Source organism: Rothia sp. HMSC076D04 (genome assembly GCF_001814645.1).
Lineage (GTDB): Bacteria > Actinomycetota > Actinomycetes > Actinomycetales > Micrococcaceae > Rothia > Rothia mucilaginosa.
Genome location: NZ_KV817365.1, coordinates 157,474 through 183,203, shown reverse-complemented (window position 1 = coordinate 183,203; position 25,730 = coordinate 157,474). Strand labels below are relative to the sequence as shown.

17 protein-coding genes are annotated in these 25,730 nt (G+C 62.2%); 3 read left to right on the top strand and 14 right to left on the bottom strand.

Translation table 11 applies throughout. The features are described from left to right. Positions 1 to 151 precede the first annotated feature (151 nt). Complete coding sequence (locus HMPREF2980_RS03150; RefSeq protein ID WP_070688866.1) at positions 152 to 2,677, top strand: DNA gyrase/topoisomerase IV subunit A; 2,526 nt, start codon at positions 152 to 154, stop codon at positions 2,675 to 2,677. Positions 2,678 to 2,870: 193 nt separating this feature from the next. Here HMPREF2980_RS03150 and HMPREF2980_RS03145 read toward each other — a convergent pair whose 3' ends face one another. The 14 genes from HMPREF2980_RS03145 to clpS form a co-directional block, all read right to left on the bottom strand. Then, positions 2,871 to 6,845 carry a thiol reductant ABC exporter subunit CydD/CydC gene (locus HMPREF2980_RS03145; RefSeq protein WP_246823647.1) on the bottom strand — a complete coding sequence of 1,325 codons (3,975 nt, stop codon included), beginning with the start codon at positions 6,843 to 6,845 and terminating at the stop codon, positions 2,871 to 2,873. 184 nt (positions 6,846 to 7,029) lie between these two features. After that, the gene (locus HMPREF2980_RS03140; protein WP_070690123.1) at positions 7,030 to 9,264 is read right to left on the bottom strand and encodes an ABC transporter ATP-binding protein/permease; all 2,235 of its coding nucleotides are present in this window, start codon (positions 9,262 to 9,264) and stop codon (positions 7,030 to 7,032) included. Next, positions 9,261 to 10,388 carry an efflux RND transporter periplasmic adaptor subunit gene (locus HMPREF2980_RS03135; protein WP_070690121.1) on the bottom strand — a complete coding sequence of 376 codons (1,128 nt, stop codon included), beginning with the start codon at positions 10,386 to 10,388 and terminating at the stop codon, positions 9,261 to 9,263. The genes HMPREF2980_RS03140 and HMPREF2980_RS03135 overlap by 4 nt, the downstream gene beginning before the upstream one ends. Before the next feature lie 97 nt (positions 10,389 to 10,485). Next, positions 10,486 to 11,418: a multidrug transporter gene (locus HMPREF2980_RS03130; protein ID WP_083313496.1), complete on the bottom strand. Its 933-nt coding sequence runs from the start codon at positions 11,416 to 11,418 to the stop codon at positions 10,486 to 10,488. A gap of 227 nt (positions 11,419 to 11,645) precedes the next feature. Next, entirely contained in the window at positions 11,646 to 12,716 is a 1,071-nt protein-coding gene (gene cydB / locus HMPREF2980_RS03125) for a cytochrome d ubiquinol oxidase subunit II (protein WP_070690118.1), read from the bottom strand. Between the two features lie 21 nt (positions 12,717 to 12,737). Then, positions 12,738 to 14,309: a cytochrome ubiquinol oxidase subunit I gene (locus tag HMPREF2980_RS03120; protein WP_070678120.1), complete on the bottom strand. Its 1,572-nt coding sequence runs from the start codon at positions 14,307 to 14,309 to the stop codon at positions 12,738 to 12,740. 481 nt (positions 14,310 to 14,790) lie between these two features. Next, on the bottom strand, positions 14,791 to 16,893 hold the full coding sequence (locus tag HMPREF2980_RS03115; RefSeq protein ID WP_070690117.1) for a DNA gyrase/topoisomerase IV subunit B: 2,103 nt from the start codon (positions 16,891 to 16,893) through the stop codon (positions 14,791 to 14,793). A gap of 333 nt (positions 16,894 to 17,226) precedes the next feature. Further along, positions 17,227 to 18,456, bottom strand: coding sequence for an RDD family protein (locus HMPREF2980_RS03110; RefSeq protein WP_049350310.1), 1,230 nt, complete (start codon positions 18,454 to 18,456; stop codon positions 17,227 to 17,229). A gap of 321 nt (positions 18,457 to 18,777) precedes the next feature. Further along, on the bottom strand, positions 18,778 to 19,434 hold the full coding sequence (locus HMPREF2980_RS03105; RefSeq protein WP_070690115.1) for a non-canonical purine NTP pyrophosphatase: 657 nt from the start codon (positions 19,432 to 19,434) through the stop codon (positions 18,778 to 18,780). Between the two features lie 38 nt (positions 19,435 to 19,472). After that, entirely contained in the window at positions 19,473 to 20,204 is a 732-nt protein-coding gene (gene rph / locus HMPREF2980_RS03100; protein ID WP_005506419.1) for a ribonuclease PH, read from the bottom strand. 142 nt (positions 20,205 to 20,346) lie between these two features. Further along, positions 20,347 to 21,240: an MBL fold metallo-hydrolase gene (locus HMPREF2980_RS03095; RefSeq protein ID WP_049350312.1), complete on the bottom strand. Its 894-nt coding sequence runs from the start codon at positions 21,238 to 21,240 to the stop codon at positions 20,347 to 20,349. Beyond that, the gene (gene murI / locus HMPREF2980_RS03090) at positions 21,231 to 22,283 is read right to left on the bottom strand and encodes a glutamate racemase (protein WP_070690113.1); all 1,053 of its coding nucleotides are present in this window, start codon (positions 22,281 to 22,283) and stop codon (positions 21,231 to 21,233) included. Before murI ends, HMPREF2980_RS03095 begins: the two co-directional genes overlap by 10 nt. A gap of 154 nt (positions 22,284 to 22,437) precedes the next feature. Continuing rightward, entirely contained in the window at positions 22,438 to 23,064 is a 627-nt protein-coding gene (locus HMPREF2980_RS03085; RefSeq protein ID WP_070690111.1) for a DUF2017 domain-containing protein, read from the bottom strand. Then, positions 23,064 to 23,384 (bottom strand): ATP-dependent Clp protease adapter ClpS, encoded by a 321-nt coding sequence (gene clpS, locus HMPREF2980_RS03080; protein WP_005507825.1) that lies wholly within the window; start codon positions 23,382 to 23,384, stop codon positions 23,064 to 23,066. The genes HMPREF2980_RS03085 and clpS overlap by 1 nt, the downstream gene beginning before the upstream one ends. A gap of 228 nt (positions 23,385 to 23,612) precedes the next feature. Between clpS and HMPREF2980_RS03075 the strand changes: the two genes are divergently transcribed. Both HMPREF2980_RS03075 and HMPREF2980_RS03070 read left to right on the top strand, forming a co-directional pair. Continuing rightward, positions 23,613 to 24,911: a nicotinate phosphoribosyltransferase gene (locus HMPREF2980_RS03075; protein WP_070690110.1), complete on the top strand. Its 1,299-nt coding sequence runs from the start codon at positions 23,613 to 23,615 to the stop codon at positions 24,909 to 24,911. 88 nt (positions 24,912 to 24,999) lie between these two features. Then, positions 25,000 to 25,626, top strand: coding sequence for an isochorismatase family protein (locus HMPREF2980_RS03070; RefSeq protein WP_070690107.1), 627 nt, complete (start codon positions 25,000 to 25,002; stop codon positions 25,624 to 25,626). Positions 25,627 to 25,730: the final 104 nt, after the last annotated feature.

Below are 25,730 nucleotides of genomic sequence, written 5' to 3'. Positions count from 1 at the left end.
TATGACTGCTTGCAATCCCCCGGTACACTTCGGTTACTGCCCCGCAACCGCCTTGGCGCACCCCACAGATGACGCCGACCAACCAGCCCGTCTCATCCGCTACCACCCGCTAAAATAGGAGGAGCGAAAACACACCGACACGAGGAGATATATGGCTCGCCGATCCAAATCCACCGTCAGCGACTACCCGGTGGATGTGGTAGAGAATATCGTCGACATCGACGTATCCGCTGAGATGGAAACCAGCTTCCTGGAATACTCCTACTCGGTGATTTATTCGCGCGCCCTCCCCGACGCCCGCGACGGCCTCAAGCCCGTGCAGCGCCGCATCCTCTATATGATGCAGCAGATGGGTCTGCGCCCCGACAAGGGCCACGTCAAGAGCGCCCGCGTGACCGGCGAGGTCATGGGTAAGCTCCACCCGCACGGCGACGCCGCCATCTACGACGCGATGGTGCGCCTCGCCCAGCCCTTCGCGCTGCGCCTACCCCTCGTTGACGGTCACGGTAACTTCGGCTCCCTCGACGACGGCCCGGCAGCCGCCCGATACACCGAAGCACGCATGGCGCCCGCCGCGCAGGCACTCACCGCGGACCTCGAAGAAGACGTGGTTGACTTTGTGCCGAACTACGACAACCAGTTCATGCAGCCCTCCGTGCTGCCCGCAGCGTTCCCGAACCTGCTCGTCAACGGCACCACCGGCATCGCGGTCGGCATGGCAACCAACATGGCGCCGCACAACCTGCGCGAGGTCATCGCCGGTACCCGCCACCTCATCGCCCACCCCGAGGCGACCCTCAAAGACATCATGAAATTCATCCCCGGCCCCGACCTGCCCACCGGCGGCACCATCGTGGGTCTGGGAGGCATCCGTGACGCCTACGAAACCGGCCGCGGCACTTTCAAGACCCGCGCGAAGGTCTCCATCGAGCAGGTCAGCCCCCGCAAGCAGGGCATTGTCGTCACCGAACTGCCGTACATGGTCGGCCCCGAAAAGGTCATCGAAAAGATCAAGGACGGCGTCAACTCCAAGAAACTCACCGGCATCTCCGACGTGGTCGACCTGACCGACCGCACCAACGGTCTGCGCCTCGTCATCGAAATCAAGAACGGCTTCAACCCGGAGGCGGTGCTCGCCGCCCTCTACAAGCACACTCCGCTTGAGGATTCCTTCGGCATTAACAACGTGGCGCTCGTGGACGGTCAGCCGCAGACCCTCGGCCTGCTCGACCTGATGCGCGTGTACATTGACCACCGCCTGAACGTAGTCCGCCGCCGCACCGAATTCCGTCTGGGCAAGCGCACCGACCGCCTGCACCTGGTGGAGGGTCTGCTCGTGGCAATCCTCGACATTGACGAGGTCATCCAGATTATCCGTGAGTCTGACGAGACCGCTCAGGCACGTGAAAAGCTGAAGGTCGTCTTCGACCTGACCGACACCCAGGCGAACCACATTCTGGAACTGCGCCTGCGCCAGCTCACCAAGTACTCCCGCCTGGAACTCGAAGCAGAACGCGACACCTTGCAGCAGGAAATCGCGGAGCTGCAGCGTATCCTCGGCTCCGATGCGGCGCTGCGCGAACTGGTCTCCGAAGAGCTCGCAGAGGTCGCCGAACGTTACGGCACCGACCGCCGCACCCAGCTCAAAACCAAGGACGAGATGCAGGTCGCCATTGAGGCAGTCACCGCGCAGTCCAAGGCGAAGAAGAGCCTGGGCCTCGCCCTCGAAATCGCGGACGATCCCTGCTGGGTGCTGCTTTCGGCCTCCGGCATGATGGGACGCACCCCCGGCAAGCCCATCCGCGAGGCACTCGTGGATCCCGGCAAGCGTTTCAAGCACGACGTGTTCACCTCGATTGTGCCGACCACCGCGCGCGGCGAAATCGGTGCCGTGACCTCCGCAGGACGCATGGTGCGCCTGTCCGTCATGGACATTGCGGTGCTGGACGAGAACGGCGGTACCCCCTCCATGGCGTCGGCGGTGAAGGCAGCCGAGCTGGTGCAGCTCGCCAAGGGTGAGAAGCTGGTCGCCCTCGTACCGCTGAACACGGTGCTGGCGCTGGCAACCGCGGGCGGCGTGATCAAGCGCCTCAACCCGGATTACCCGCTGAACCAGACCGAGTGGGACATCATGAAGCTCAAGGACGGCGACGAAATCGTAGCCGCCGCCCCCTGCCCCACCGACGATGCGGTACTCACATTCGTCACTCGCGACGCGAAGCTGCTGACCTTCGACGCGGCGAAGGTCCGCCCGCAGGGACGCACCGGCGGCGGTATCGCAGGCATCAAGCTTGCCGATGGCGACCGCCTCATCACCCTGGGCGTGACCGCGCCCGGCGACGCGGCGGAGGTCGTGACCGTCACCAATGGCAAGGATGGCCTGGCGAGCGCCAAGGTCACCGCCCTGAGCGAGTACCCGCAGAAGGGCCGCGCAACCGGCGGTGTGCGTGCGCACCGTTTCCTCACCGGTGAGAGCCAGCTGGCTCTGGCGTGGGTGGGCGTGGGCCCGGCGAAGGCGGCGTCCTCCGGCGGTGTGGCTCGTTCCCTGCCGACCGAGCACGGTGCCCGTGACGGTTCCGGTGTGATGCTCACTCAGAGCATCAGCATTGTGGGACCGAACTATGCGGCTGTTTCTGCTGCGATGGCGGTTAGCCCGGAGGGTGAAAAGCTCTTCTAGGCGCGCGGTTCACGGCCTTTCGACCTCAGGTTGTTTACAAAGACTGGGGGAACCCGCGCAGATATAACGCGCAGAGCAATATGCCCAGAAAATTTTGCACAAAGAAATGCCCCGGTACTTTCACGAAGTACCGGGGCATTCCTCGCAGTTTCTTGCGTTCAATCTCGCCCGCGATGGCTACGCTCAGCTGCGTTTAGAGGCGAACCACCTCGTCACAGCGGGCAATATCCTCGGGACGGTGCGACACCAGAACCGTAGCCACAGAGCTAGAGCGGGTCGCCGCATCCAAGTCAGCCATCAGCGCACGGGCAGACTCAGCGTCCAGGTGCGCGGTCGGCTCATCCAACAGCAGCACCGGCGAATTCACCAGCAGGGCACGAGCCACCGCCAGACGCTGACGCTGACCACCCGACAGGAAAGAACCGCCAGCACCCACCGGGGTGCGCAGACCCTGAGGCAGAGCGTCAAACCACTCGCCCAGACCCACACGGCGCAGAACCTCAATCAGCTCTTCCTCGCTCGGGCGATCCGAACGGTCACGAGCCAGCATCAGGTTACCCTCAAGGGTCGACTCAAAAATGTGAGCCGCCTGCGGGCACCACGCCGCGTAGCCGCGCAGTTGCTCACCCTCCAGGACCTCACCGGAAGCCAGCACACGGCCGGACTCCAGCGGCAAGAAGCCCAGAACGGTTGCAAGCACCGTAGACTTACCGGAACCGGAGGGGCCGGTCACCGCAGTCCAGGAGCCCGCGCGGGCGTTCATGTTCAGGTCGGTGAAGACCGGGTGATCCATGCCGGGCCAGCGGGCGGCAGCGTCCTGCAGGCTCAGGGCGGGGTCGGTGACCTTCACGCCAAGCTCCTGCGGGGTACCGCAGCTGACCAGGGTGGGCTCGCCGGGCTTCGGCGGGCGCGGGGTATCGCTCTTAGAACCAGCCGCAGATTCGGGGCGGTCAAAGCGGTGAGCACGCTGACGGTCAGCCTCCAGCAGCTCCTCCATCTCAGCCTCCGCGCGGGCACGCAGACGCTCAACACGACGCGGCAGAACGTGGGTGTCCACCTCAGCCTCGGTCGGCACGGAACGCTTCAGGGTCGAGGTGGCGACAACACCCTCCAGGGATACGTCGCGCACGCTCGGGGCAATCGTAGCGAGCAGACGACTGAACGCGGGCCAGGAGCGGACCGCCTCAACATGGCCCAGGGAGCTTTCCAGCATACCGGTGCACAGCAGCACCACAATCGCCGCTTCGGGGGCACGCACGGTGCCGTCAACAGCCAGCGGGTACGCAATCATTGCGCTCGCCAGAGCCGCGCCAAACCAGCTCAGGGTCACGAGGGCACGTCCCACACCCTGAGCGGTCGAGCCCTTCTGCAGGGCGGACAGGTTCTCGGCGTCCAGGGCGCCGTTAGCCTTCTCAGCGGTGGTTGCCACACCGTTAGCGCGCAGATCCTCGGCTGCCGAGAGCATGCCGGTACCCAGGCGCAGCATCTGCGCGGTGGAGCGGCGAGCCAGCGCCTCCGCACGGGCATCGGCGCGGAGCACAATCCACGGAGCCACAAAAGTGCTGACCAGCACGGCAAGCAGGACCGGGATCAGAGCCTGCGGCAGGATGCACGCGGTCGTAATCAGCGCCGCGGTCATGACCAGCAGGTGCGCGGCCGGCGGAATAATAACGCGCGGCACGCCGTCACGCAGCTCGTCAATACCGCCTACGAGGCGTTCGAGCAGCGCGTCACCACGCAGCAGGGCACGCACGCTACTCACGCTCTGCCATGCGCCAACCCAGGCGCGCAGACGCAGAATATTTGCGGCGGCAAGAACCTTCGAGTGGGTCATCAGACGCTCAGCGTAGCGGGCGCAGGCACGACCCAGACCGAAGAAGCGCACGCCCACAATGGCGACCATCAGGTACATCATTGCCGGGCCCTCTGCGGCGCGAACAATCAGCCAGCCGGACAGCGCGGTCAGTGCAGCCGCCATCAGGGAAGTAATCGCAGCCATAATCACCGGGCCGGTTGCGGCGCGAACACCAATACCGGTCAGTTCCTTCAGGGTGCGCAGGCTTGCGAACAGGCCGGCAGGCTCGGCTTCCTTGACCTCGGCAGCTGCGGAGGCGCCCGCCGGGGCGGTGCTTTCAGCCTCGTACTCTTCCTTGTCCTTAAGCAGGTGCGCGGGGGCTTGCGCGGGAACCGCAACGCGGGCGGTGTTCGCCTCGGCGGTCCAGGTGTAGCCCTGGGCGGTCTGCACGGCACGAACGAGGGTGTCGCATCCGGCGGCGAGCTCCTGCTCGTGGGTCACAATCAGCACGGTTGCGCCCAGTTCCGCCAGGCGGTGCAGGGCGCGGGTCACCAGGTATGCCGAGTAGGCGTCCAGGTGCGCGGTCGGCTCATCCACGAGGACGGTCAGCACGGTCTGCTCACCGCCGGCACGGTAGATAGCCTCGGCACGAGCCAGGGTACGTGCCACGGCGAGGCGGCGCGCCTGACCTGCGCTGAGGGCACCGGGTTCAAGGGCGGTCAGCTTCTGCATGCCCAGCTGAGCCAGCGGGCCAACCAGCAGCGCGGACTCGGCATCGGTGACGGACAGCTTCTTGGAGTCCATCGCTTCGCCGAGCAGAGCGGCTGCACGCTCACGCTCCGCCTCGGTGGCGCTGAGTGCGTAGAGCGCCATTTCGGTCTGCACGGTCGGCGCGGTGAAGACCGGCGACTGCGGAATAACCAGGGTGGTTCCCAGACCGGTCACGCTACCGGTCAGGTGCACGGGCTCCTCCGAGCCGGTGGGCACCAGACCTTCACGCACGGCACCGGAGAACACGTTCAGCAGGGTGGACTTACCGCAGCCGGATTCACCCATCACGCCGATAACCGCACCGCGTGCATCCTGGGCAGTTACACCCTGAGCGGTAGCAACGCGACGGTCCAGGTTCAACGACAGGTTAGTCAGCACGGCAGGACGCGCCGGGTAGCTCACCGACAGGTCCTCAACCGCGATGGTGGAAGGCTGAGCCTTCTGCGATGCTGCGCTTTGCTCTGCCGAGTCCGCAGCGGCGGCGGGCAGGGGCGCATCAATAATCTTCTGGGCGCTACGCAGAGCGGCAACGCCGTCCTCCGATTGGTGGTAGGCGGCACCCACATCACGCAGCGGCTGGTAGCATTCGGGAGCCAGCAGCAGCACGAGAATTGCGGTGTCCAGGCCCAGGGTGCCGTTGACCAGGCGCACACCAATCAGCACAGCAATCAGCGCAACCGAAATGGTGGTGATGAGCTCCAACGCAAGCGAAGACATGAAAGCGCTACGCAAAGTCTGCATGGTACGTTCACGGTAACGCTGACCGAGGGCGTTCATGGAGCGGGTCTGTGCACGTTCACGGCCTAGACCGATAATGACGGGCAGGCCGCGCACCAGCTCCAGAATATGGTCGGAGAGGCGGTGCAGTTCAGCCTGAGCTTCTGCGGTTTCGTCGCGGGTGTTCTTACCAATCAGAATCATGAACACCGGAATAAGCGGCAAGGTGCATGCCAGCACCATGGCGCTCATCCAGTCTAGGGCCGCCACAACAACCCAGAGGATGAACGGCACAATCGCGGTGGACACGAACGCGGTCAGGGTCTTCGTGTAGTAGTCATCCAGGGCGTTCAGGCCGCGGGACAGCAACACAGCGGTCGCGCCGGTACCTTCGGGGGTGTCTGCGCCACCGGTGGCGAGCACGCGCTTGAGCAGGGCGGAACGAATCTGAGACTTCGCTCCGGAGGCGGCACGCTGCGCGCTCACAGCCAGCAGGTAGTCGGTACCCGAGCGGACGAGCAGGGCAGCCACGGCGACCGCAATCAGGCCGGGGGTAATGGTGTCTGCGTCACCGAAGATACCACCGAGGCCGAGCAGCCAGCCGCCGTGCGCCTCCAGCTGTGCCTGCGCGGAGCCAGCGAATTCGACGTAGGCGCGGTACACATCCGGCGCGCTGGTCTCTTTGAGGCGCGCGTGTTCGGCGGCGACAGCGGCGAAACCGGCGTGTGCCGCACGGGCAATAATCACAGCCAAGGCGGCACTGAAAAGTACCGTCGCGAGGGTGTGCACAGCGGTGATAACACCGAAGGTGCTGAGGGTTTTACGGGCGTCAGGGCCCAGGGGCGGGCGACGGTCAGCGCGGTCGTTGCGCTTTCCCGCGGTCACCTCTGGTGCCTCAGTGTTCTGATGTTTGTCAGCATGACGCGGTGTGTGCGTTCGACTCACGTGTTGTCCTTTGACCTAGTCTTCTGCTGTTTTTACCTTCTATCAGTTTAAGGGCTGGGCTATCTAATACCTATTTGACCAGTTAGGTTTCAGATATTTGGTTGCCCCCCACCCAGCGCTATCTTTAGCCGCGCATCGCGTCGGCGGGGCTCTTGCGGGACGCCACCCACGCCGGGTACGCCGAAGACACCAGACCGGTAAGGGCGCCAACGCCCACGCCGAGCACCACGAATCCGGGTGAGAGAACCGCCTGCCAGCCTTGCACGAGCGAAAGAATAATCGTCGCAATCATGCCGGAGCAGGCGCCGATGGAGCCGCCGAGCACACCAAGCATGACGCCCTCCATGAGGAAGATGCGGGCAATCAGCCATTTACTCGATCCGATGGCGCGGCGCAGCGCAATCTCTGCGGTGCGCGATTGCACGGACAGATACATTGCGGTTGCCGCCGAGAGGGAGGCGAGCACCAGCAGAATACCGGAGAGCACACCCACGTACAGGCCCAGATCCGAGGCGATAGACGCGCGTAGGCTCTGCAGGTCGGAGGGGGTTTCCACGTTGATCTGGCTGGGTTCAGCGGGCTTGAGGGTCAGCGGAATTGCCTTGGCGACCGCTTTGCCGTAGCCCCGTTCGGTTTCGGCAATGTATGTGACCTGGCCGCGTCCGGTGCGCTGAAGTGTGCCCGGCGAGACAATGACCGTGTTCCTAAATTCGTAGCCGCTATTGCCGGGGTCGAAGAGGCCGATGACCGGCATCAGCTGACCTTCCACCCAGATGCTCACACCGGGTGCCACCTGCGGCAACCCACCGAGCTTAATGCCGTAGTCGACGGCGGGTAGCTCGCCGGGCCTGGGCTCGGTTGTGGCGTTATCTGCAGCCTTATCTTCGGGAATAATGCCGAGGGCGCGGGCAGCGGAGACCGACACAATAGCGCCGGAGAGCTGCTCGGAGCGTTCACGGTCAGCAACGTTCTGCTGGGTGAGGGTCGAGTTCATCTGTTCGAGCGCACGCAGGGTTTCGGGGTTCATGCGGGCACCGATTTGCTCGAGCCGGGTCTTCGAGGTGGAGCTGAGACCAATCGCCGTTTTGGGTTCGTCCTCGTAGGGGCTGAACCGGGTGATTCGCACGTCGGCGGGTGCCACGCTGCTGACGAATCCGGTGTTCTTCACGTAGTCCAGCGCGCTAATGCGGTCGGCAACATTCTGCGCGGATTCGCCCTGCCGGTAGGTTCCGAGCATGTTCTGGTCATTGTCCCTGTCGCTGATGTAGAGCGTGGATTGTTCGGATCCGAGCAGGCGCTGGTTCACCTGGTAGCTGGCGGATTCGCTCATGCCGGAGGCGCTGATGAGTCCACCCACGCCCAGCGCGAAGGACAGACCCAGTAGCAGGGTGCGTAGCGGTCGTGAGGTGAGCGCGGAAATCGCCTCGATGCTGTCGTCGGTGAGGAAGCTTCCGCGGCGATGCGTAGCGGGCTTCTCCCCCGGTGCGAGGCTGGTGGTAGCATCTACCGGGGCACCAACCGTGGCTTCTGCCGGGGTGTCCCCTGCAACCGGCACAGCCTCAGCGACCGGTGCCGTAGCGGAATCGGCGCGGCTCTGCTCGTGCAACTGCCCATCCTCAATGCGAATCACACGGCGGGCGGCGGCGGCAACCTCCGGGTCGTGGGTAATAACCAGCACGGTACAGCCGGTCGCGTTAATGCGCTGCAAAATCTCAATGACCTTGGCGCTATTGTGGCTGTCCAGGTTGCCGGTGGGCTCGTCGGCAAGAATCAGCGGCGGGCGCGTGGCGAGGGCACGAGCAATGGCGCAGCGCTGCTTCTCGCCGCCGGAGAGGTAGCGGGTGCGGATGCTGGCGCGGTCGCTCAACCCCAGAAATTCTAGGGTTTCTTCGGTGCGTTGCAGGCGCTCGCTGTAGGGTACGCCCTGCACGCGCAGACCCATGGAGGCGTTGGTCGTGCTGGTTTCGTCCAGCAGCATGTTTGAGGATTGGAAGATGAAGCCGAGGTGATCTCGGCGCATTTCGTCGCGTTCTCTGTCGCTGAGTCCTTCCGTGTTTTTGCCGAAGAGGCTGTAGGTTCCGCTGGTGGGAGTGTCGAGCAGACCAATGGCGTTGAGCAGGGTGGATTTACCGGAGCCCGACGGACCAATAATGGCGAGGAATTCGCCGCGTTCGACCACCAGGTCGAGGTGGTCGAGGACTGCTCGTTCGCTCCCCTCGAAAACACGGGTAATGCCGTGCATTTCGATAGCGGGCGCGGTACCGAGCCCGGCAGCAGGTGTAGCGGCGGACGCTACGTTGGGCGCAATTGTAGGCGCACGTCCTGGGCTTGTGTCTGGGGTTATCTTACGGCGGCTCATGAGACAAGCACCTTCTGTCCCGTGCTGAGGTTTGCGTTGATTGCGGCGTATCCGCCGGCGGTGCGCAGAACCTCAACGTTAACTCGTTCGGTGGCGGGCGCATCCTTGCTGGTCGAGGTGGAGCTTCCGCCCTTTTCAACGAGCACGTAGGTGCCCTGGGAGTCCTGACGCACCGCGGTAGTCGGCACGGCGAGGGTGGTTGAGGTGTTGCCCTTACTGGTGATGGAGGCGCTCTGCCCCGGAGTGAGTTTGCTCGGGTCGTCGGCGCTGAATCGCACGCTCTTTGCCGCACCCTTGGAGGGGTCGTTCTGCAGCTCACCAATGCTGGTGATGGTGCCCTCCACGCTGCCGGTGGAGGTGCGCAGGCTAACGCGGTCGCCGGCCTTGAGCTTATTGGCAACGGAGAGCTCAACGCTGGATTCCACGTAGGGTTCGCTAGTTTCTACACTCGCGATGGGGTTGCCGTCGTTAATGAGCTGGCCGACTGCCGCAACGGCGGTGACGGTGTGGCTTCCGCCGGGCAGAATCGCGTAGTTGTTGCGGGCAATGCTGGTGACCCCTTCGCTGGGCACGCCGGTCAGGTGCGCGCGGTGCAGGCGCGTGACGGCGTCGAGGGTGTCTTCGGTGACGGTGCCGCTCTGAGCGGTGGCGTACCCGGCGGAGTTCAGTGCCTTCTGGAAGGCGAGCACGTCGTCGCCGTTATCGCCCAGGTTGAGGTCGCGGTACAGCGGCAGCGGCCCCTCCAGCACGAAGACGGGGTCGGCACCGATAATGCCGATGAAGTCACCAGCTTTGAGTACGTTACCGGGCTTCTGGTTCTGGTAGACGAGCACCGGCTCACCGTTGGTGCGTGCGCTAATCGGGGCGGTCTCCCCGGCCTTGGTGGTTCCGGCAATGGCGAGTCCCTCGCTGACGGTGCGTTCTTCGACCTTCGCCCAGACCGGGATCACGGTTTTCGCTTGCACGGTCGGGTCGGGGCCTGTTGCGGCGTAGCGGGTGCCAAGGTAGAAGGACAGCATGAGCGAGCCGATGGCGAGGATTGCCAGCAGCAGGAGCACGCGGGGTCGGGCGATGCGCTCGCTAAAGCGGTGACCGCTGTTTTGGTTTTTCGTGTGAGTGGTCATGGCGGTGTCTTTCTGAACTGTGTCAGCGCTGTCTATTTCTCTGCGCTGCCTATTTCTTAGCGCCGTCTTTCGGTGCGCTGTCTTTTAGTGCCCCGGTTTACTGGTGCTCCATAACGTACTGCTTGAACTTCTCGTCGCGGTCGCGGTCGGCTTGGCGTTCCTGTTCAAGCTGTGACTGGTGCTTACGGATGAGCGGCATCTGGTACTGGGCTTCCAAGTCGTAGAGCTGCTTGCTCATGCCGACCTGCTGGTTACATTCGGCCTGAATGGTGGCGATGCGAATCTCTTCTTCGGAGGCGGGCTTGTTGTATCCGTCGTTCTTGCTCAGCTGCTCAGCCAGCGGGGTTTCCTCCGCAACGGAGCCTGCCGAGCGCGGGGTGAGACCGCGGTCAGAGACGCACTGCTTCCACTTCTCTTCGAGCTCGCGGTGCAGTTTGCTACCGTAAACGGCATTGCCCGCCTCGGTGGAGATACGACTGGATGTGGACTGCCCTTCATTCTCGGGCCTCTTACCTTCGGGCACCGCGGCCTCCAGGGTCTCGCGGGCCTTGGGGTAGCATTCGGTGCGAAGCTTGTCCTCGGGGCTCATGCTCTCCCCCGAGTTATAGGAGATGGGGGCGGCTGCGTTGTTGGGGTCTCGCTTCTGAAAGCCGTACTTCTGGGCGTACTCGACGTTCCAGGGACCGTACTTTCGTCCCAAATCACCGCGGGGTGCGCTTTCAGAATAGGGAGCCTGGATGGTGTAGTTCTGCCCGTGTTCGGCGAAGCATTGCTTCATGGCAATCTGAAAGGCCGTGTACTCGTAGTTGGTGCGCTCGTAGTAGAGGTAATCGTCCAGAGGCATCTTCACGATGTCCTGTTCCGCATCAAAGACGGCGTGGACGCTTTCGTCGCGTTCCAGCGGCGGGTTGAAGAGCGAGCATGCGCTCAGCGGGAGCACGCCGATGGCCAGCAGGGCGCCCGTGGCGAGCAGGCGGCGGCGCGTGCCGGTACGAGGGGCAGTTCCGGTGCGGCGGTTGCGGGACTTCATCGTTGAACACCTTTCATAAGAGTGAGTTGTACACCACATTACACGTTCTACTCCCTGTCGCGCCCGAATTTCGGGGGGGTCAGCAAAAATTTTTGCGCGCCACTCGCCTGCCGAGAGCTGCAGCCTCTGCGGGAATATCCTCTGTAGGAATAGTCCTCTGGGGGCATAGAAAAATCCCCCGAACTTCTCAGAAGAGAAATTCGGGGGATCCTTCAATCAGCTACATGCTACTTGGTCGGCAGTTCAGCCAGTTCGGTAGCGTCGTGAGCCTCGGGGATGTGATCCACGTGCAGACGCTTACGGAAGACCCAGTAGGTCCAAGCCTGGTAGACGAAGACGACCGGCAGACCAAGGCAGGTCACAAAGGTCATAACGCCCAGGGTGTACTCGGAGCTGGATGCATTCGCAATGGTGAGCGAGTATGCCGGGTCCAGGGTGGAGGGCAGAACGTTCGGGTACATTGCGGTGAAGATTGCCAGCGCACCGAATGCGAGGAACACGGACAGACCTGCGAAAGCGCGACCCTCACGGCCACCCTTTGCGGAGATCCAAGCAATCAGAACAGCAACCACAGCCAGGATGGTGCATAGCCAGGAGATACCGTTACCGGTGGTGAAGTCCAGTGCCAGAACCCATGCAACGATCGGCAGCAGCAGGACGGGAGCCCAGCGTACCAGGGTGTTGCGGGCACGGTCACGGATATCGCCGTCGGTCTTCAGAGCGATGAAGGCAAGACCCTGAACCAGGGAGAAGCCAACGAAGCCCAGACCGCCGAGCAGAACCGGCAGGGAGACCCAAGCGAAGGCGCCGCCGACGCGGTCACCGTTGTCGTTGATGGGCAGACCCATGGAGGTCAGGCCCAGCAGAGCACCGACGAGCAGTGCAATACCGAAGGAGGAGACGGACAGAGCGATGTTCCAGTTACGGATCCACTTCTCGTCGTTCTTCTTACCGCGGTATTCAATTGCGACCACGCGCAGAATCAGGAAGACCAGCGCGAGGGTCAGGGGGATGTACAGAGCCGAGAAGAGGGCTGCGTACCAGATGGGGAATGCAGCGAACAGAGCTGCACCACCGGTCACAAGCCACACCTCGTTACCGTCCCAGACGGGGCCGATGATGTTCAGCAGCAGACGACGTTCCTTTTCGTTCTTGGTGAACTTGGAACCCATCAGCATACCGACACCCAGATCGAAACCGTCGAGAATCATGTACATGATGAGGAAGACGCCAATGGCGACAAACCAGAGGGTGGGCAGGCCAGGCTGACCGGCAAAGATATTGAAATCAAAGTTCATGGTGAATCAATCCTTACCCGCCTAGTAGGCGAACTCCAGCACATCGCGCTTGGACTTGTCGTTGGACTCGTCCTCGTGGGGCGACTGAACCAGCTCGGGCATTGCTGCCACAACACCGGCCTTGACGTACTTGATGAGCAGGTAAACCTCAACCACCATCAGCACGCCGTAGAGCAGGCCCAGGGTGAGCAGGGAGAAGAGGATTTCTTCACCGGAAACACCCGGGGAGATAGCTGCTGCGGTGAACAGGTGGATCGAGGGATCACCCTGAAGGTTCGGAGCCACAACGAAGGGCTGGCGGCCCATTTCGGTGAAGATCCAGCCCAGTGCGATTGCGAAGAAGGGAGCCATGATGGACCAGACAGCAACGTTCTTGAGCAGCTTGGACTCGGGAACGGTGCCAACGCCCTTCTTACGGGTTACCCACAGTGCGTAGAGGTAGAGGGGCAGTACGACTGCACCCAGACCAATCATGCCGCGGAAGCCCCAGTAGGAGACCTCGAGGGAGGGCAGGTAGTCAATCTTCTGACCTGCACGCTCGCCGTAGAGCGGGTTGTTGGGCAGGTTGGTGCCGAACTTAGCTTCGTACTCGGGCAGCAGGGTCTGAATACCCTTCACCGGGGTATCGAAGTTGTCGTGTGCCAGGAAGGACAGCACGCCGGGGACCTCGATGATGGGGGTGATCTTGTCACAGCTCTGAGCGCCGAGCTCGCCGATGGTCAGAACAGAGAAGGCGGTACCGTCGTGGCACGCAGCTTCTGCGGCAGCCATCTTCATGGGCTGCTCGTGGATCATCATCTGTGCCTGCAGGTGGCCGGATGCACCAACACCTGCGAACGCGAGGAGACCAACGACTGCGCCCAGGCGCAGGGACTTGATCCAAACCTGGAAGTCCTTCTTGTCTCGTGCGCCCTTGTCGGACTCACCAACGACGACCTTGCCGTCAACGACCTTGTCGATGCCGTCCTTGCGGCGACGCCACAGCTTGTACCAGGCAATACCGACCAGGAAGCCACCGGCAACCTGGATGGATGCGGTGATGACGTGAGAGAAGGTCACCCATGCGAGGGGGTTCATCAGCACTGCGCCAATGTCGGTCATGCGGGGACGACCGTCAATCATTTCTGCACCGACGGGGTGCTGCATCCAGGAGTTTGCAACCAGAATGAAGAATGCAGAAATCCAGGAGCCGAGAACTGCCATGAACAGACAGAAGGCGTGGACTGCGGGCTTGAGGCGGTCCCAACCGAAGATCCACAGACCAAGGAAGGTCGACTCAACGAAGAAGGCGAAGAGGCCTTCCATTGCCAGCGGAGCGCCGAAGACGTCGCCGACGAAGCGGGAGTATTCACTCCACGCCATGCCGAACTGGAATTCCTGAACCAGACCGGTGGCCACACCCATAGCGAAGTTAATGAGGTACAGCTTGCCCCAGAACTTCGTCATGCGCTTGTATTCGTCCTTCTTGGTACGAACGTAGCAAATGTACAGGTAGGTCACCACAAGGCCCAGACCCAGAGTCAGCGGAACCATGAAGAAGTGGTAGACGGTGGTAATACCGAACTGCCACCTACCAAAATCAAGGGGATCCATTGATAGGTCCTTACTATGTGTGTACTTAATGTGCGTTTGTGCCAGATTTCGGGTAGTCCACCATCGATGGAGGGCATACGAGAGTTACTGACACAGTGTCTCTCATGCTTCTAAGGTACAGGGTTTTCCTAAGAAGCTGTGAGTAGGCTGTGCATAGTATGGACGTTTATTGTTTGACGTTTCGCTAAAGGTACCTCGAACGTTATCCCCCGGGGCGGGGGTGGTTTGAGGGTTGGAACACGGAGGGGCTGTGTGGGTCTGAGAGGCACTTTCAGAACCGCGGTAAAACTTTGCAGTTTTATGCAGTTTATGCAGATTTTTGATGACACATTCTCGGAATATGACAGGCGCCTCAAGTAGTACTTAAGGCTTAAATTTGCATGATTTATGCTGAATTTACGCGGATTTCAGAGAATCAACGTGACTATTCTCACATAAAATTCCTGGATTGTGACACGCTAGTCACACACTCCCCCGCAGGTTACATATCGATGTTCTCGGTATCCAACTGATGCGCACCGGCAATGATGAACTCCTTACGGGGAGCCACCTCAGAACCCATCAACAGGGAGAACGCACGCTCGGCAGCCTCCGCATCCTCAATGCGAATACGGCGCAACATGCGATGACGCGGATCCATAGTGGTCTCAGCCAACTGGTCGGCGTCCATCTCACCCAGACCCTTATAACGCTGAATGGGTTCCTTATAGGACACGCCCTGCTCCTGCAAAGAATCCAGAAGCTCGTGCAGCTGCTTCTCCGAGTAGGTGTACACCATCTCGTTCGGCTTGCCGCGGCGCACCACCTCCACGCGGTGCAGGGGCGGGACCGCGGCGTACACGCGACCCGCCTCAATCAGCGGACGCATGTAACGGTAGAACAGGGTCAGCAGCAGGGTACGAATGTGGGCGCCGTCCACGTCCGCATCGGTCATCATAATGACCTTGCCGTAGCGAGCAGACTCCAGGTCAAAAGTACGACCCGAACCGGCACCAATCACCTGAATCAGCGCCGCACACTCGGCGTTCGCGAGCACATCGGTCACCGAGGCACGCTGAGTGTTCAGGATCTTACCGCGAATCGGCAGCAGGGCCTGGTACGAGGAAGAACGCGCCAGACGCGCAGTACCCAGCGCCGAGTCACCCTCCACAATGAACAGCTCAGAATGCTCAACATTGGTCGAACGGCAATCCACCAGCTTAGTGGGCATGGACGAAGACTCCAGCGCGGTCTTACGGCGCTGAGTTTCCTTGTGGATGCGCGCCGAGACGCGGGTCTTCATCTCAGAGACGACCTTCTCGCACAGAGCGGTCGCCTGAGCCTTCTCAGCACGCGCGGTCGACTCCAGGCGCGCCTTCAGCGCATCACCCACGACCTTCGACACGATCTGACGAACCGCGGGAGTACCCAGAATCTCCTTGGTCTGACCCTCAAACTGCGGCTCGGCAAGACGCACGGTCAGCACGGCGGTCAAGCCGGCGAGTACGTCGTCCTTCTCGATCTTGTCGTTACCCACCTTGTACTTGCGGGCGTTATCGGCAAGGTGCTTGCGCATCACGCGCAGCAGGCCCTGCTCAAAACCGGTCGTGTGAGTACCGCCCTTGGGGGTGGCAATAATATTCACGAAGCTGCGGACTGTCGTCTCATAGCCAATACCCCAGCGCAGCGCAACGTCCACTTCACAATCGCGCTCCACATCGGTCAGCTGCGAGCGGCCATCCTCACCCAGCACCGGCACGGTCTCGGTGAAAGAACCGCTGCCGCTAAAACGCCAGGTGTCGGTAATCCGCTCATCGTGCGCCAGAAACTCGACGAACTCGCTAATGCCGCCGTCGTACTGGAAAACTTCCTCGTGGGGCTCCAACTCGCCGGGGGTGCCGGGCAGTCGGCGCTCATCACGGATGCAAATACGCAGACCCGGAATGAGGAACGCGGTCTGGCGCGCACGAGCAGCCAAGTCCTCGTAGCTGAACTTGGCGTCGGGGGTGAAAATCTGCGGGTCAGCCCAATAGCGCACACGGGTGCCGGTCACGCCGCGCTTAGCGCGACCCACAATCTGCAGGGCGTCAGTGCCCTCGGTTGCGGGAGTGAACGGATCTTCGGGCTTGGGGGTGCGGCCGGACTCGAAGAATCCGGGAATGCCGTGGCGGAAGGACATCTGGTAGGTCTTCGAGCCACGGTCCACCTGCACGTCCAGACGGGAAGACAGCGCGTTCACCACGGAAGCGCCCACACCGTGCAAGCCACCGGAGGCGTTATAGGAGCCGCCGCCAAACTTACCGCCGGCGTGCAGCTTAGTGAACACGACCTCCACACCGGACAGGCCGGTGCGCGGCTCAATGTCGGTGGGGATACCGCGGCCATCATCACGCACCTCAACCGAACCGTCACGGTACAGAATGACCTGGATGGACTGGCCGAAACCGGCGAGCGCCTCATCCACCGAGTTGTCGATAATCTCCCAGAGGCAGTGCATCAGGCCGCGAGAGTCGGTGGAGCCAATGTACATGCCCGGGCGTTTGCGTACAGCTTCCAGACCTTCCAGCACGGAGAGGTGACGGGCGGTGTAGTTCGAAGACGCCACGGGAATCCTTTCGGCAAGTGATGACTGTGTGCAAGTGATGACTGTGTATTCAGCACGGCAAGCTTGCGGAAGGGAGAAAAAATGCCCCGGGCTTGCGCTCATAGTGCTCTAAGTTTCTATTCTATCGTGGCTTGTTGCCCGCTTCTGCCTGCGCCGTCATGAGGCTCTCTGTACCGTTATTAGACGCTGCCGAGAGAATGAAACAGCAGAAAAGCACCGGCTGCCACTCCCCTATGGAGTAGCAGCCGGCGTGTGAGTATCTGTGGATGTCTGAATTTTTAGGGGTCGCTTCTGAGGTGTCCGCCCTGGGCGCCTCATAGCAGTGGCACTGCCCTAGTGAGCTTCACCCGAGGCACGCGAGGAGCTCTCGTGACGGTTCGTGACCATGATATTGGACTTGAAGTAGAACTCTTCGGGAAGCTCATTCGTGACCGGGCCGTGCGGGAATTCGCTGAGCTTCGGCACGAAGTACCAGTCCATCAGCTCGCCGCTGCTCTGCTTGAGCACGCGGCGTTCCCTCATGGCGTGGCGTACCTTGCGGCGCAGGCGCGGGCTGTCTTTCAGGGTGCTGGTGAAGACCCACGGAGTCTCGTAACCCTCGGTGATCATGCCGAAGGTGATGCGCAGGTTGCCATTCTCGTCGGCGTCCATCGTGAAGTCGCCGTCTGCAATATCAGTGAAGGCAAGCATCCAGCTGTGTCGGCGTTCGTAGCTTTCGCGGGTGGTCTGCAGCGCTGCAATGATGCGGTGGTCGACCAGCAGCTCCACCTTGCGTTCGGTGATTTCGCCCAGACGAGCGTAGGAGCCGAAGGCGCGGTTCGCACCGCTGCGGCGAGGCCACTTCGTCACCGCACCGTGCGGCACCTCCCCCGCAAAGGTGAAGGGGCCCGTCATGGTGCCGGGCAGACGCAGACGCTCAAACGGCGCCGTCGGCAGGAAGGTCGTCAGCAGCTGATCGGAGCTGACCGACTTACCCCAGCGCGCCATTTCAAAAATAGTCGGTTCAGGGCCTACAGGGTAGATATGCGGCATCTTGCGGCCGAACTCGTCAAAGCCCTCAATAAACTCGCCGTTGGAGCTGTACCCGGGCATGGTCGCACCGAGCGGGCGAGTCCACGACCCCGAATACGGCTTGGTCAGGTGCGGGTTCTCCACCGGCAGGATGCTGGTGCGAGCACCCAGGTAGGCGGGCATGCGCGAGAGGTTACGCCAGGCGAACTTCGCGGCAACCGCCTCGCGCCACCACATGGGGCGCTTGCCGGGGGTTTGGCCGCCCAGGCAGTGCATGAGCAGCCAGAATCCAGCCCAGCCGAGGCACCCTGCGGCAACCACGCAGAAAATAATCGTCAGCACAGTGTGCAGGGTTCCGGTCGCCCAGATATTCGTGGCGATCAGAGCCATGAACGCCACCCACGCCGCCATGACGTACGGGCCGAGCGTAATCATCGGATCGACCACCTTCACGGCGGCAATGACGCGGCGGTTCAGGCCGCGCCACACGTAGGAGTACGCCCAGCATCCGGCGGCAAGGGCGAGTGCCATCAGCAGAAGAAGGATGAGCATCGGTGTGTCTCTTTCGCTGCAGGTTTTTCTACCGTGGTCGGTGACAGCAAGCGTCGGGCAGATGCCCCGCTGAAAGGCTCTTCAATAGCAAAACTCGCCTGCCGAAGGTACCTTCAGCAGACGAGTTTCTTTGGTGTCACTAACCTTGAGGTAAAGCTTCTCACACTATTGTGCCTTTAATTGGTATCCCTGTGGGGGATTTTAGGGGGATGCACGAAAAAATCGTACCCAACCCCCGCGTTTTTACCCATCAGACCGGCACCGTGAGACCAGCAGACCGAGTAAGCTCTGGCGCCTCAGCGACTGTTTTAGACAGCGGTTTTAGGAGACCAACGCGGCAGCAATCTGAGGAATCAGTGCCTCAAAAGCACGCGCACGGTGGCTAATCGAGTTCTTAATCTCGGCGGGAATCTCAGCGCAAGACTTGCCAGCGTACTGACCCTCGTACAGGGCGTTCTCACCGTTCAGCTCCACGGGGCGCAGAATCGGGTCGTAACCGAAGCCGCCCTCCCCCGCCGGTGCGGTCAGCAGCTCACCGGGCAGCTCGCCGTACTCGACCGCATCAAAACCGTTCGGGGAGGCAACCGAGGCCGCGCAGCAGAATTTCGCGCCGCGGTGCTCGGCAGAAATATCGCTCAGCTGAGCCAGCAGCAGGTTCAGGTTCGCGGAATCGTCACCGTGGCGACCCGCCCAGCGCGCCGAGAAAATACCGGGGGCGCCGTTGAGCACATCCACCGACAGGCCGGAATCATCAGCAATAGCGACCAGGCCGGTTGCCTCGGCAACAGCGCGCGCCTTCAGCAGGGAGTTCTCAGCGAAGGTCACGCCGGTCTCGGGAACATCGGGGGCGTTCATGCTGGAGGCGTCAACCACCTGGGTATCAACGTCCAGGCCGTCAATGCGTCCGCGCAGAATTTCGCGCAGTTCCTTGAGCTTGCCCTTATTGTGGCTTGCCAGAACAATCTTTGCGTCTGCCATAGTTTCTCCTTGTCGACGGAACTAGTTACTGGGACGGGTTAGTGTGCCAGTGCTTCACGCTGAATCTGAGCCAGCTCTGCGGTGCCTTCCAGCGCCAGGTCGAGCAGGCTGTTGAGCTCATCGCGGTCGAAAGGCGCGCCCTCGGCGGTGCCCTGAACCTCAACGAACTTGCCGCTGCCGGTGACGACCACGTTCATGTCGGTCTCGGCGCGAACGTCCTCGGTGTAGGGCAGGTCCAGCATGGGGGTGCCATCAATAATGCCCACCGAAATTGCGGACACCGAATCGATCAGCGGGTTCGCCTTAGCGGGCAGAATCTTCTGCTCCTTCGCCCAAGAAATAGCGTCAGCCAGCGCCACGTACGCACCGGTAATAGAAGCGGTGCGGGTGCCGCCGTCAGCCTGCAGAACGTCACAGTCGAGCACGATGGTGTTCTCGCCCAGCTCATCCATGTTGATGACCGCACGCAGGGAGCGACCAATCAGGCGAGAAATCTCGTGGGTGCGGCCACCCACGCGACCCTTCAGCGACTCGCGAGAAGAACGGGTGTTCGTGGCGCGCGGCAGCATCGCGTACTCGGCGGTCACCCAGCCCTTACCTTCGCCCTTGAGCCAGCGCGGCACGCCCTCGGTGAAGGATGCGGTGCACAGCACGCGGGTGTTGCCGAACTCGATGAGGGCGGAGCCCTCAGCGTTGCGGGACCAGCCGCGGGTAATAGTGATGGGGCGCAGTTCGTTGAGGGCGCGGCCGTCTTCGCGGGTTGCAGTCATGGGTTCTCCTTGAATCTGTCTGCGGGATCTGTGTCTGTCTGTTGAATCTATGTCGAAAGGCAGGTGGAGCTGAGCGCAGTTTGCACTAGTCCAGTTTGTTTTAGCCTAGCTCGGGTTTGGTCTAGTCCAGCTTGGGCTTCGCCTAATCTAGTTCGGGCTTAGGGAGCGCAATCGCGGTGTTCAGCGGCGGGTCAAGCACCTCCACCACGTTCAGGGTGGACGTGACCGGGTGAGCCTCCGTCGGGCGCGGGTAGATGCGGTAGCTTGCCGCCATTTCGGCAATGCCGACCGGGCCGGAGAAGGCGCTGCGCGCCTCCGCGCGGGCAATGTCCGGGTCGTTCCACACGGGCAGGTGGGTCAGCAGCAGGTTACGCACGCCCGCCTCCGTGGCGGCTTCGCCGGCGCGCTTGCCGGTCAGGTGAATACCGCGCAGGGCGTCGTCGCGCCCCTCCTGGTATGCCGCCTCGCAGAGGAACAAGTCAGCACCGCGCGCAGCCTTGACCAGGCCCTCGCACAGGTCGGTATCGCCCGAGTACGAGAACACGGTGTGGCCCTCGCGGTCGTTGCAGGTGATGCGCAGCGCGTACGGGTCCTTCGAGGGGTGAACCACGCGGAACGGCTCCACGCGGAAGGGACCAATCTGCACGGGCTCGCCCTCAGTCCAGGTGTGGTAGTCAAACTCGGTGCTCATGCCCGGCTCCGGGTCCAGGCCGTGAGTTGCCGAAAGGTACTCGTTAATCGCGGCGGGACCGTACAGCGGAATGCGACCCTTGGGCCAGCCGCGCGGATCCCACTTGACTGCCACGTGCAGACCGGACAGGTCGATGCAGTGGTCCGGGTGCAGGTGCGAAATCAGAATCGCGTCGATATCGCTCAGGTCGATATGGCGCTGGAGCATGCCGAGGGAGCCGTTGCCCATGTCCATGATGATGCGCCAGGTTCGACCCGCGAAGTCCGTGGCGGTGAGCATGTAGCAACTAGCCGGTGAGACGGGGCCGGGAAAGGAGCCCGTGCAACCGATAACGGTTAGACGCATGAGGTGTCGTCCTTAGGGGTGGTGCCGGAAAATTCGGTGCCCGCGACAGTGTGTGCTGCCTCTGCAGGATCTGCCGATTCGTCGAGGGTGATGCTGCGGTGTGCCGCGAGCATCTCGGGGGTAATGGCGGCAAGCGAGCCGGTCGGGTAGCGTTCAGCCACGGAGCTGGTGTGGCGAACGTTGGTGACCTCGGGGCCGAGGAAGCGGCGCGCCAGCTGCGAGAACGTCTCAGATTCGCCGGTGGCGAGGAATTCGTGGTGCGGGTTTTCCTCGGGGACCGGGCTTTCAATGGCGTGGTTGAGCAGTTCGCGGTACACGTCCTTCGCGGTCTCATCCGCGGAGGAAACCAGGGTGACATCCTCACCCATAATGTAGGAAATCACGCCGGCCAGCAGCGGGTAGTGGGTACAGCCGAGCACGAGGGTGTCCACGCCGGCATCCTTGAGCGGCTGCAGGTACTCGCGGGCGGTCTCCAGCAGCTCGGGGCCGGAGGTAATGCCCTTCTCCACGAACTCCACGAAGCGCGGGCACGCCACCGAGTGCACCTCAAGGTTCGGGGTGATCGCGAAAGTGTCCTCGTAGGCGCGGGAGGTGACGGTCGCCTCGGTTGCAATCACGCCGATTTTGCGGTTGCGGGTTGCGGCGAGCGCGCGGCGGGCGGCGGGCTGAATCACCTCGATGACGGGGATGCCGTACTGGCGGGTGTAGCGTTCGCGGGCGTCGCGGAGCACCGCTGCGGAGGCGGTGTTGCAGGCGATGACGAGCATTTTCACGCCGGAGTCGACGAGTTCGTCCATGATGCGCAGTGCATTGGCGCGTACTTCTGCGATTTTGAGGGGGCCGTAGGGGCCGTGAGCGGTGTCGCCGACGTAGATGATGCGTTCGTGAGGCAGCTGGTCCATGATGGCGCGTGCCACGGTGAGTCCACCCACACCGGAGTCGAAGACGCCGATGGGCGCCGCGGCGGTGGGGCCTACGGGCGCGGGGCTACCCCAGGGGGTGCGGGCACGGTAGGGATTGGTTGCGTCAATGCTTTCGCTCATGTGTCACCTACACTTCGTTATCGGTCGGGTACCACGTTCTATGCTAACTCGCTAAGGTTACCCTTTTAGTCCGTTGAGCGGTTAGATGAGTCGAGAACCACCATTATGTGGTTGTATATGACGATAGTTTGAGGGGGAATTTGAAAAATTCGTTCTATTCTTGCTCGTTTGCCCCGCCATTTGTCCCGCCAAATACTCCGCCGGTCGTTTCTTCGTCGTCCAGCCCGTCGAGCATGGCGAGCATGAGAGAGTCCTGAACCCAGGAGACAAAGTTGTACACCACAGCCATGTACTCTTCTTGGGTCTCGATCTCGGAAGGGTCGGTGAACGCCGCAATATCTTCTGCGGTGTCTTCGTCCACGATGTAGAGGCGGTCGGCGAGCACCAAGCGGATATCGCCGAGCGCAGCAGCCCAAGCGCGGGCGTGTTCTTCGTTCAGGCGCAGGTCGCTGGACTCAATGTCGAAGGCGAGCATTGCGAGGTTCGCGCGTTTGGTTTCGCGCAGGTCGCGTTCGGTGTAGCGGCGGTATTCGGTGGCGGTCTCGTCGTCGCTGCTTGCGGCGGGTAGTAGGCGTGCTACGGCGCTATCGGCGGGGACGGTGGGGTTTTCGGTGATGCCGACCAGCGCCTCCAGCGGGTCGACGGTGCCGCCGTCAGCGGTGGTATCTGCCGGGCGCAGTAGCGCGCGCACGTCTTCGGCGAGTTCGCGGATCAGGTCGCGTTCGGCGGGTTCGAAGGAGGCGGTGTAGCCTCCGGGGGTGCGTCGGAAGGGGCGCGCCATTAGTTTTCTACTTTCTCGAAGGTTGCCAGCAGGCCCCAGGCGTGCATTGCCTGGGTGTGTTTTTCGGCGTCTTCGCGCGAGCCGGTGAAGACGATTGCCTTGCCGTTGTTGTGCACCTGCAGCATGAGCTCTTCGGCGCGGGCGCGGGAGTAGCCAAAGTGACTGCGGAAGACATAGGACACGTAGGTCATGAGGTTGACGGGGTCGTTCCAGACGATGACTTTCCAGGGGGTGTCTGTGGCGAGGATGTTCTCCAAGGCGGTGTCGAGGTCGGTGTCCTCGAGGGTTCCGGTGGAGAGGGTCACGGCGGTAGTGTTCATTGGTTTCCTTTGCGGCCGGTTCCCTTTGATTATACGGGCGGGTATGTGTTGCCCCTGTGTTACCTCTGTGTTCGTCCTGCGCTGCTGCGGTGTTTGTCCCGCGTTGCTCCCGCACAGAGTGCTGGTAATTTGTCATACTACAGCACTTAGAGTCAAGAATACTTTATGTAGTGATTGACACGCCGACTCAAGAGGAAAAATACCCTAATCCCCCACTACAATAAACACATGGCTACTACTTCCCTTCTCACCGACCACTACGAACTGACCATGCTCCAGGCGGCACTCGCCTCCGGCGCAGCCAACCGTAAGTGCACCTTCGAAGTCTTCACCCGCCGCCTGCCCGCAGGCCGCCGCTACGGCGTCCTCGCAGGCACCGGCCGATTCCTCGAAGGCCTCGCTAACTTCCGCTTCAACGACGAAGAACTCTCCTTCCTCTCCTCCCGCAACATCGTCAACAAAGAAACCCTCTCCTACCTCGAATCCTTCACCTTCAGTGGCAACATCCGCGGCTACGCAGAAGGCGAAGCGTTCTTCCCCCACTCCCCCGTCATGCAGGTCGAAGGCACCTTCGCCGAAGCATGCGTCCTCGAAACCTACCTGCTGTCCATCCTGAACTTTGACTCCGCCGTGGCGAGCGCCGCCTCCCGCATGAGCGCAGCCGCTGGCAACCGCCCCTGCCTCGAAATGGGTTCGCGCCGCGCCCACGAACGCGCCGCCGTCTCCGCCGCACGCGCCGCCGTGATTGCCGGCTTCGCGGGCACCTCCAACCTGGAGGCTGGCCTGCGCTACGGCCTGCACACCATCGGCACCAGCGCCCACGCCTTCACCCTGCTGCACGACAGCGAACGTGAAGCATTCGAGGCGCAGCTGCGCTCCCTCGGCGCCCGCACCACCCTGCTCGTGGACACCTACAACGTGGACGATGCGGTCCGCCTTGGCGTGGAACTCGCCGGTGAAGAGCTCGGCGGTGTGCGCCTGGACTCCGGCGACCTGGTCGCCACCGCGGCACGTGTACGTGAACTGCTCGACTCGCTCGGCAACACCCACACCAAGATCACCGTCACCAGCGACCTGGACGAGTACGCCATCGCATCCCTGGCGGCAGCACCCGTGGACTCCTACGGCGTGGGCACCAAGCTGGTCACCGGCTCCGGCGCGCCGACCTCCTCCATGGTGTACAAGGTTGTTGAGCGCGAGAACTCCGCTGGCGAAATGCAGCCGGTCGCCAAGGCTTCCGCTGGCAAGGCATCCATCGGTGGCGCCAAGCGTGCCGCCCGCCGCCTCAACGGCATGGGCATCGCGACCGCCGAGGTTCTGGGCACCCACGAGGACCCGAACCTGCTTGAGGACACCCGCCCGCTCATGGTGGACTTCGTCCGCAACGGCGAACTGCTCCCCGGCTTCACCGGTGAGGAAGGCGTGCGCCGCGCGACCGCCCGCCACGCTGCCTCCCTGGCTGAGCTTCCCGAAGCTGCCCGCCGCCTCTCGGAGGGTGAGCCGATCATTCCGACCGAGTTCATCTAAACCACCCTTCTGAGATACTGTTTTCACCTGGCGAATCTTCACCTGGCGAACCAGAGTGAAAACTCATTCCTACTTGTAAAGGACAGACATGTCTAAGGCACTGATTATTGTTGACGTGCAGAACGATTTCTGCGCCGGCGGCGCCCTCGCCACCGAGCGCGGTGCGGACGTTGCCGCGCTGATTAGCGAATACGTGGAGAACAACCACCACCGCTACGACGCGATTGTCGCCACCCAGGACTGGCACATTGAGCCGGGTTCGCACTTCTCTGAGACCCCCGACTACGTTGACTCCTGGCCGGTGCACTGCGTGGCGAAGAGCGAAGGCGCGCAGATTCACGAGAACCTGGACACCGACTACATTGAGGCGTACTTCCGTAAGGGCCGCTTCGAGGCAGCGTACTCGGGTTTTGAGGGTCTTCTCGCTCCCGAGGATGAGGTCGCAACCGGCGAACACGAGCCTGGTGCGGATGCGTCCGAGGACGGCCCGCAGACTCCCCTGTCGGAGTGGCTGGATGAGCGCGGCATCGAGTTCGTCGACGTTGTTGGTATCGCCACCGATTATTGCGTGTTTGCAACCGCTCGTGACGCGGTCGATGCAGGCTACGAGACCCGCGTGCTGCTTGACTTGACCGCGCCCGTGCACGAGGACAAGCTCGACGACGTGGTTGCCGAACTTGAAAATGAGGGCGTTGAGGTGGTTGAGGTTCTCTAACCTCCACCAGCTCTGCCGGTGACTCGCCATCTAGGCGGGCACTGAATACCGGGCACTGAATATACAGAGGCGGGGAGCCTGGGATAGTACATCCCAGGCTCCCC

What these genes read in the sequence shown, in the direction of transcription:
- cydB (WP_070690118.1), bottom strand. Translation starts at nt 12,716, where the DNA reads ATGAACTTTGATTTCAATATCTTTGCCGGTCAGCCTGGCCTGCCCACC.
- HMPREF2980_RS03135 (WP_070690121.1), bottom strand. Translation starts at nt 10,388, where the DNA reads ATGACCACTCACACGAAAAACCAAAACAGCGGTCACCGCTTTAGCGAG.
- rph (WP_005506419.1), bottom strand. Translation starts at nt 20,204, where the DNA reads ATGACTGCAACCCGCGAAGACGGCCGCGCCCTCAACGAACTGCGCCCC.
- clpS (WP_005507825.1), bottom strand. Translation starts at nt 23,384, where the DNA reads ATGAACACTACCGCCGTGACCCTCTCCACCGGAACCCTCGAGGACACC.
- HMPREF2980_RS03140 (WP_070690123.1), bottom strand. Translation starts at nt 9,264, where the DNA reads ATGAGCCGCCGTAAGATAACCCCAGACACAAGCCCAGGACGTGCGCCT.
- HMPREF2980_RS03085 (WP_070690111.1), bottom strand. Translation starts at nt 23,064, where the DNA reads ATGGCGCGCCCCTTCCGACGCACCCCCGGAGGCTACACCGCCTCCTTC.
- HMPREF2980_RS03105 (WP_070690115.1), bottom strand. Translation starts at nt 19,434, where the DNA reads ATGGCAGACGCAAAGATTGTTCTGGCAAGCCACAATAAGGGCAAGCTC.
- HMPREF2980_RS03075 (WP_070690110.1), top strand. Translation starts at nt 23,613, where the DNA reads ATGGCTACTACTTCCCTTCTCACCGACCACTACGAACTGACCATGCTC.
- HMPREF2980_RS03110 (WP_049350310.1), bottom strand. Translation starts at nt 18,456, where the DNA reads ATGCTCATCCTTCTTCTGCTGATGGCACTCGCCCTTGCCGCCGGATGC.
- HMPREF2980_RS03150 (WP_070688866.1), top strand. Translation starts at nt 152, where the DNA reads ATGGCTCGCCGATCCAAATCCACCGTCAGCGACTACCCGGTGGATGTG.
- murI (WP_070690113.1), bottom strand. Translation starts at nt 22,283, where the DNA reads ATGAGCGAAAGCATTGACGCAACCAATCCCTACCGTGCCCGCACCCCC.
- HMPREF2980_RS03120 (WP_070678120.1), bottom strand. Translation starts at nt 14,309, where the DNA reads ATGGATCCCCTTGATTTTGGTAGGTGGCAGTTCGGTATTACCACCGTC.
- HMPREF2980_RS03130 (WP_083313496.1), bottom strand. Translation starts at nt 11,418, where the DNA reads ATGAAGTCCCGCAACCGCCGCACCGGAACTGCCCCTCGTACCGGCACG.
- HMPREF2980_RS03095 (WP_049350312.1), bottom strand. Translation starts at nt 21,240, where the DNA reads ATGCGTCTAACCGTTATCGGTTGCACGGGCTCCTTTCCCGGCCCCGTC.
- HMPREF2980_RS03070 (WP_070690107.1), top strand. Translation starts at nt 25,000, where the DNA reads ATGTCTAAGGCACTGATTATTGTTGACGTGCAGAACGATTTCTGCGCC.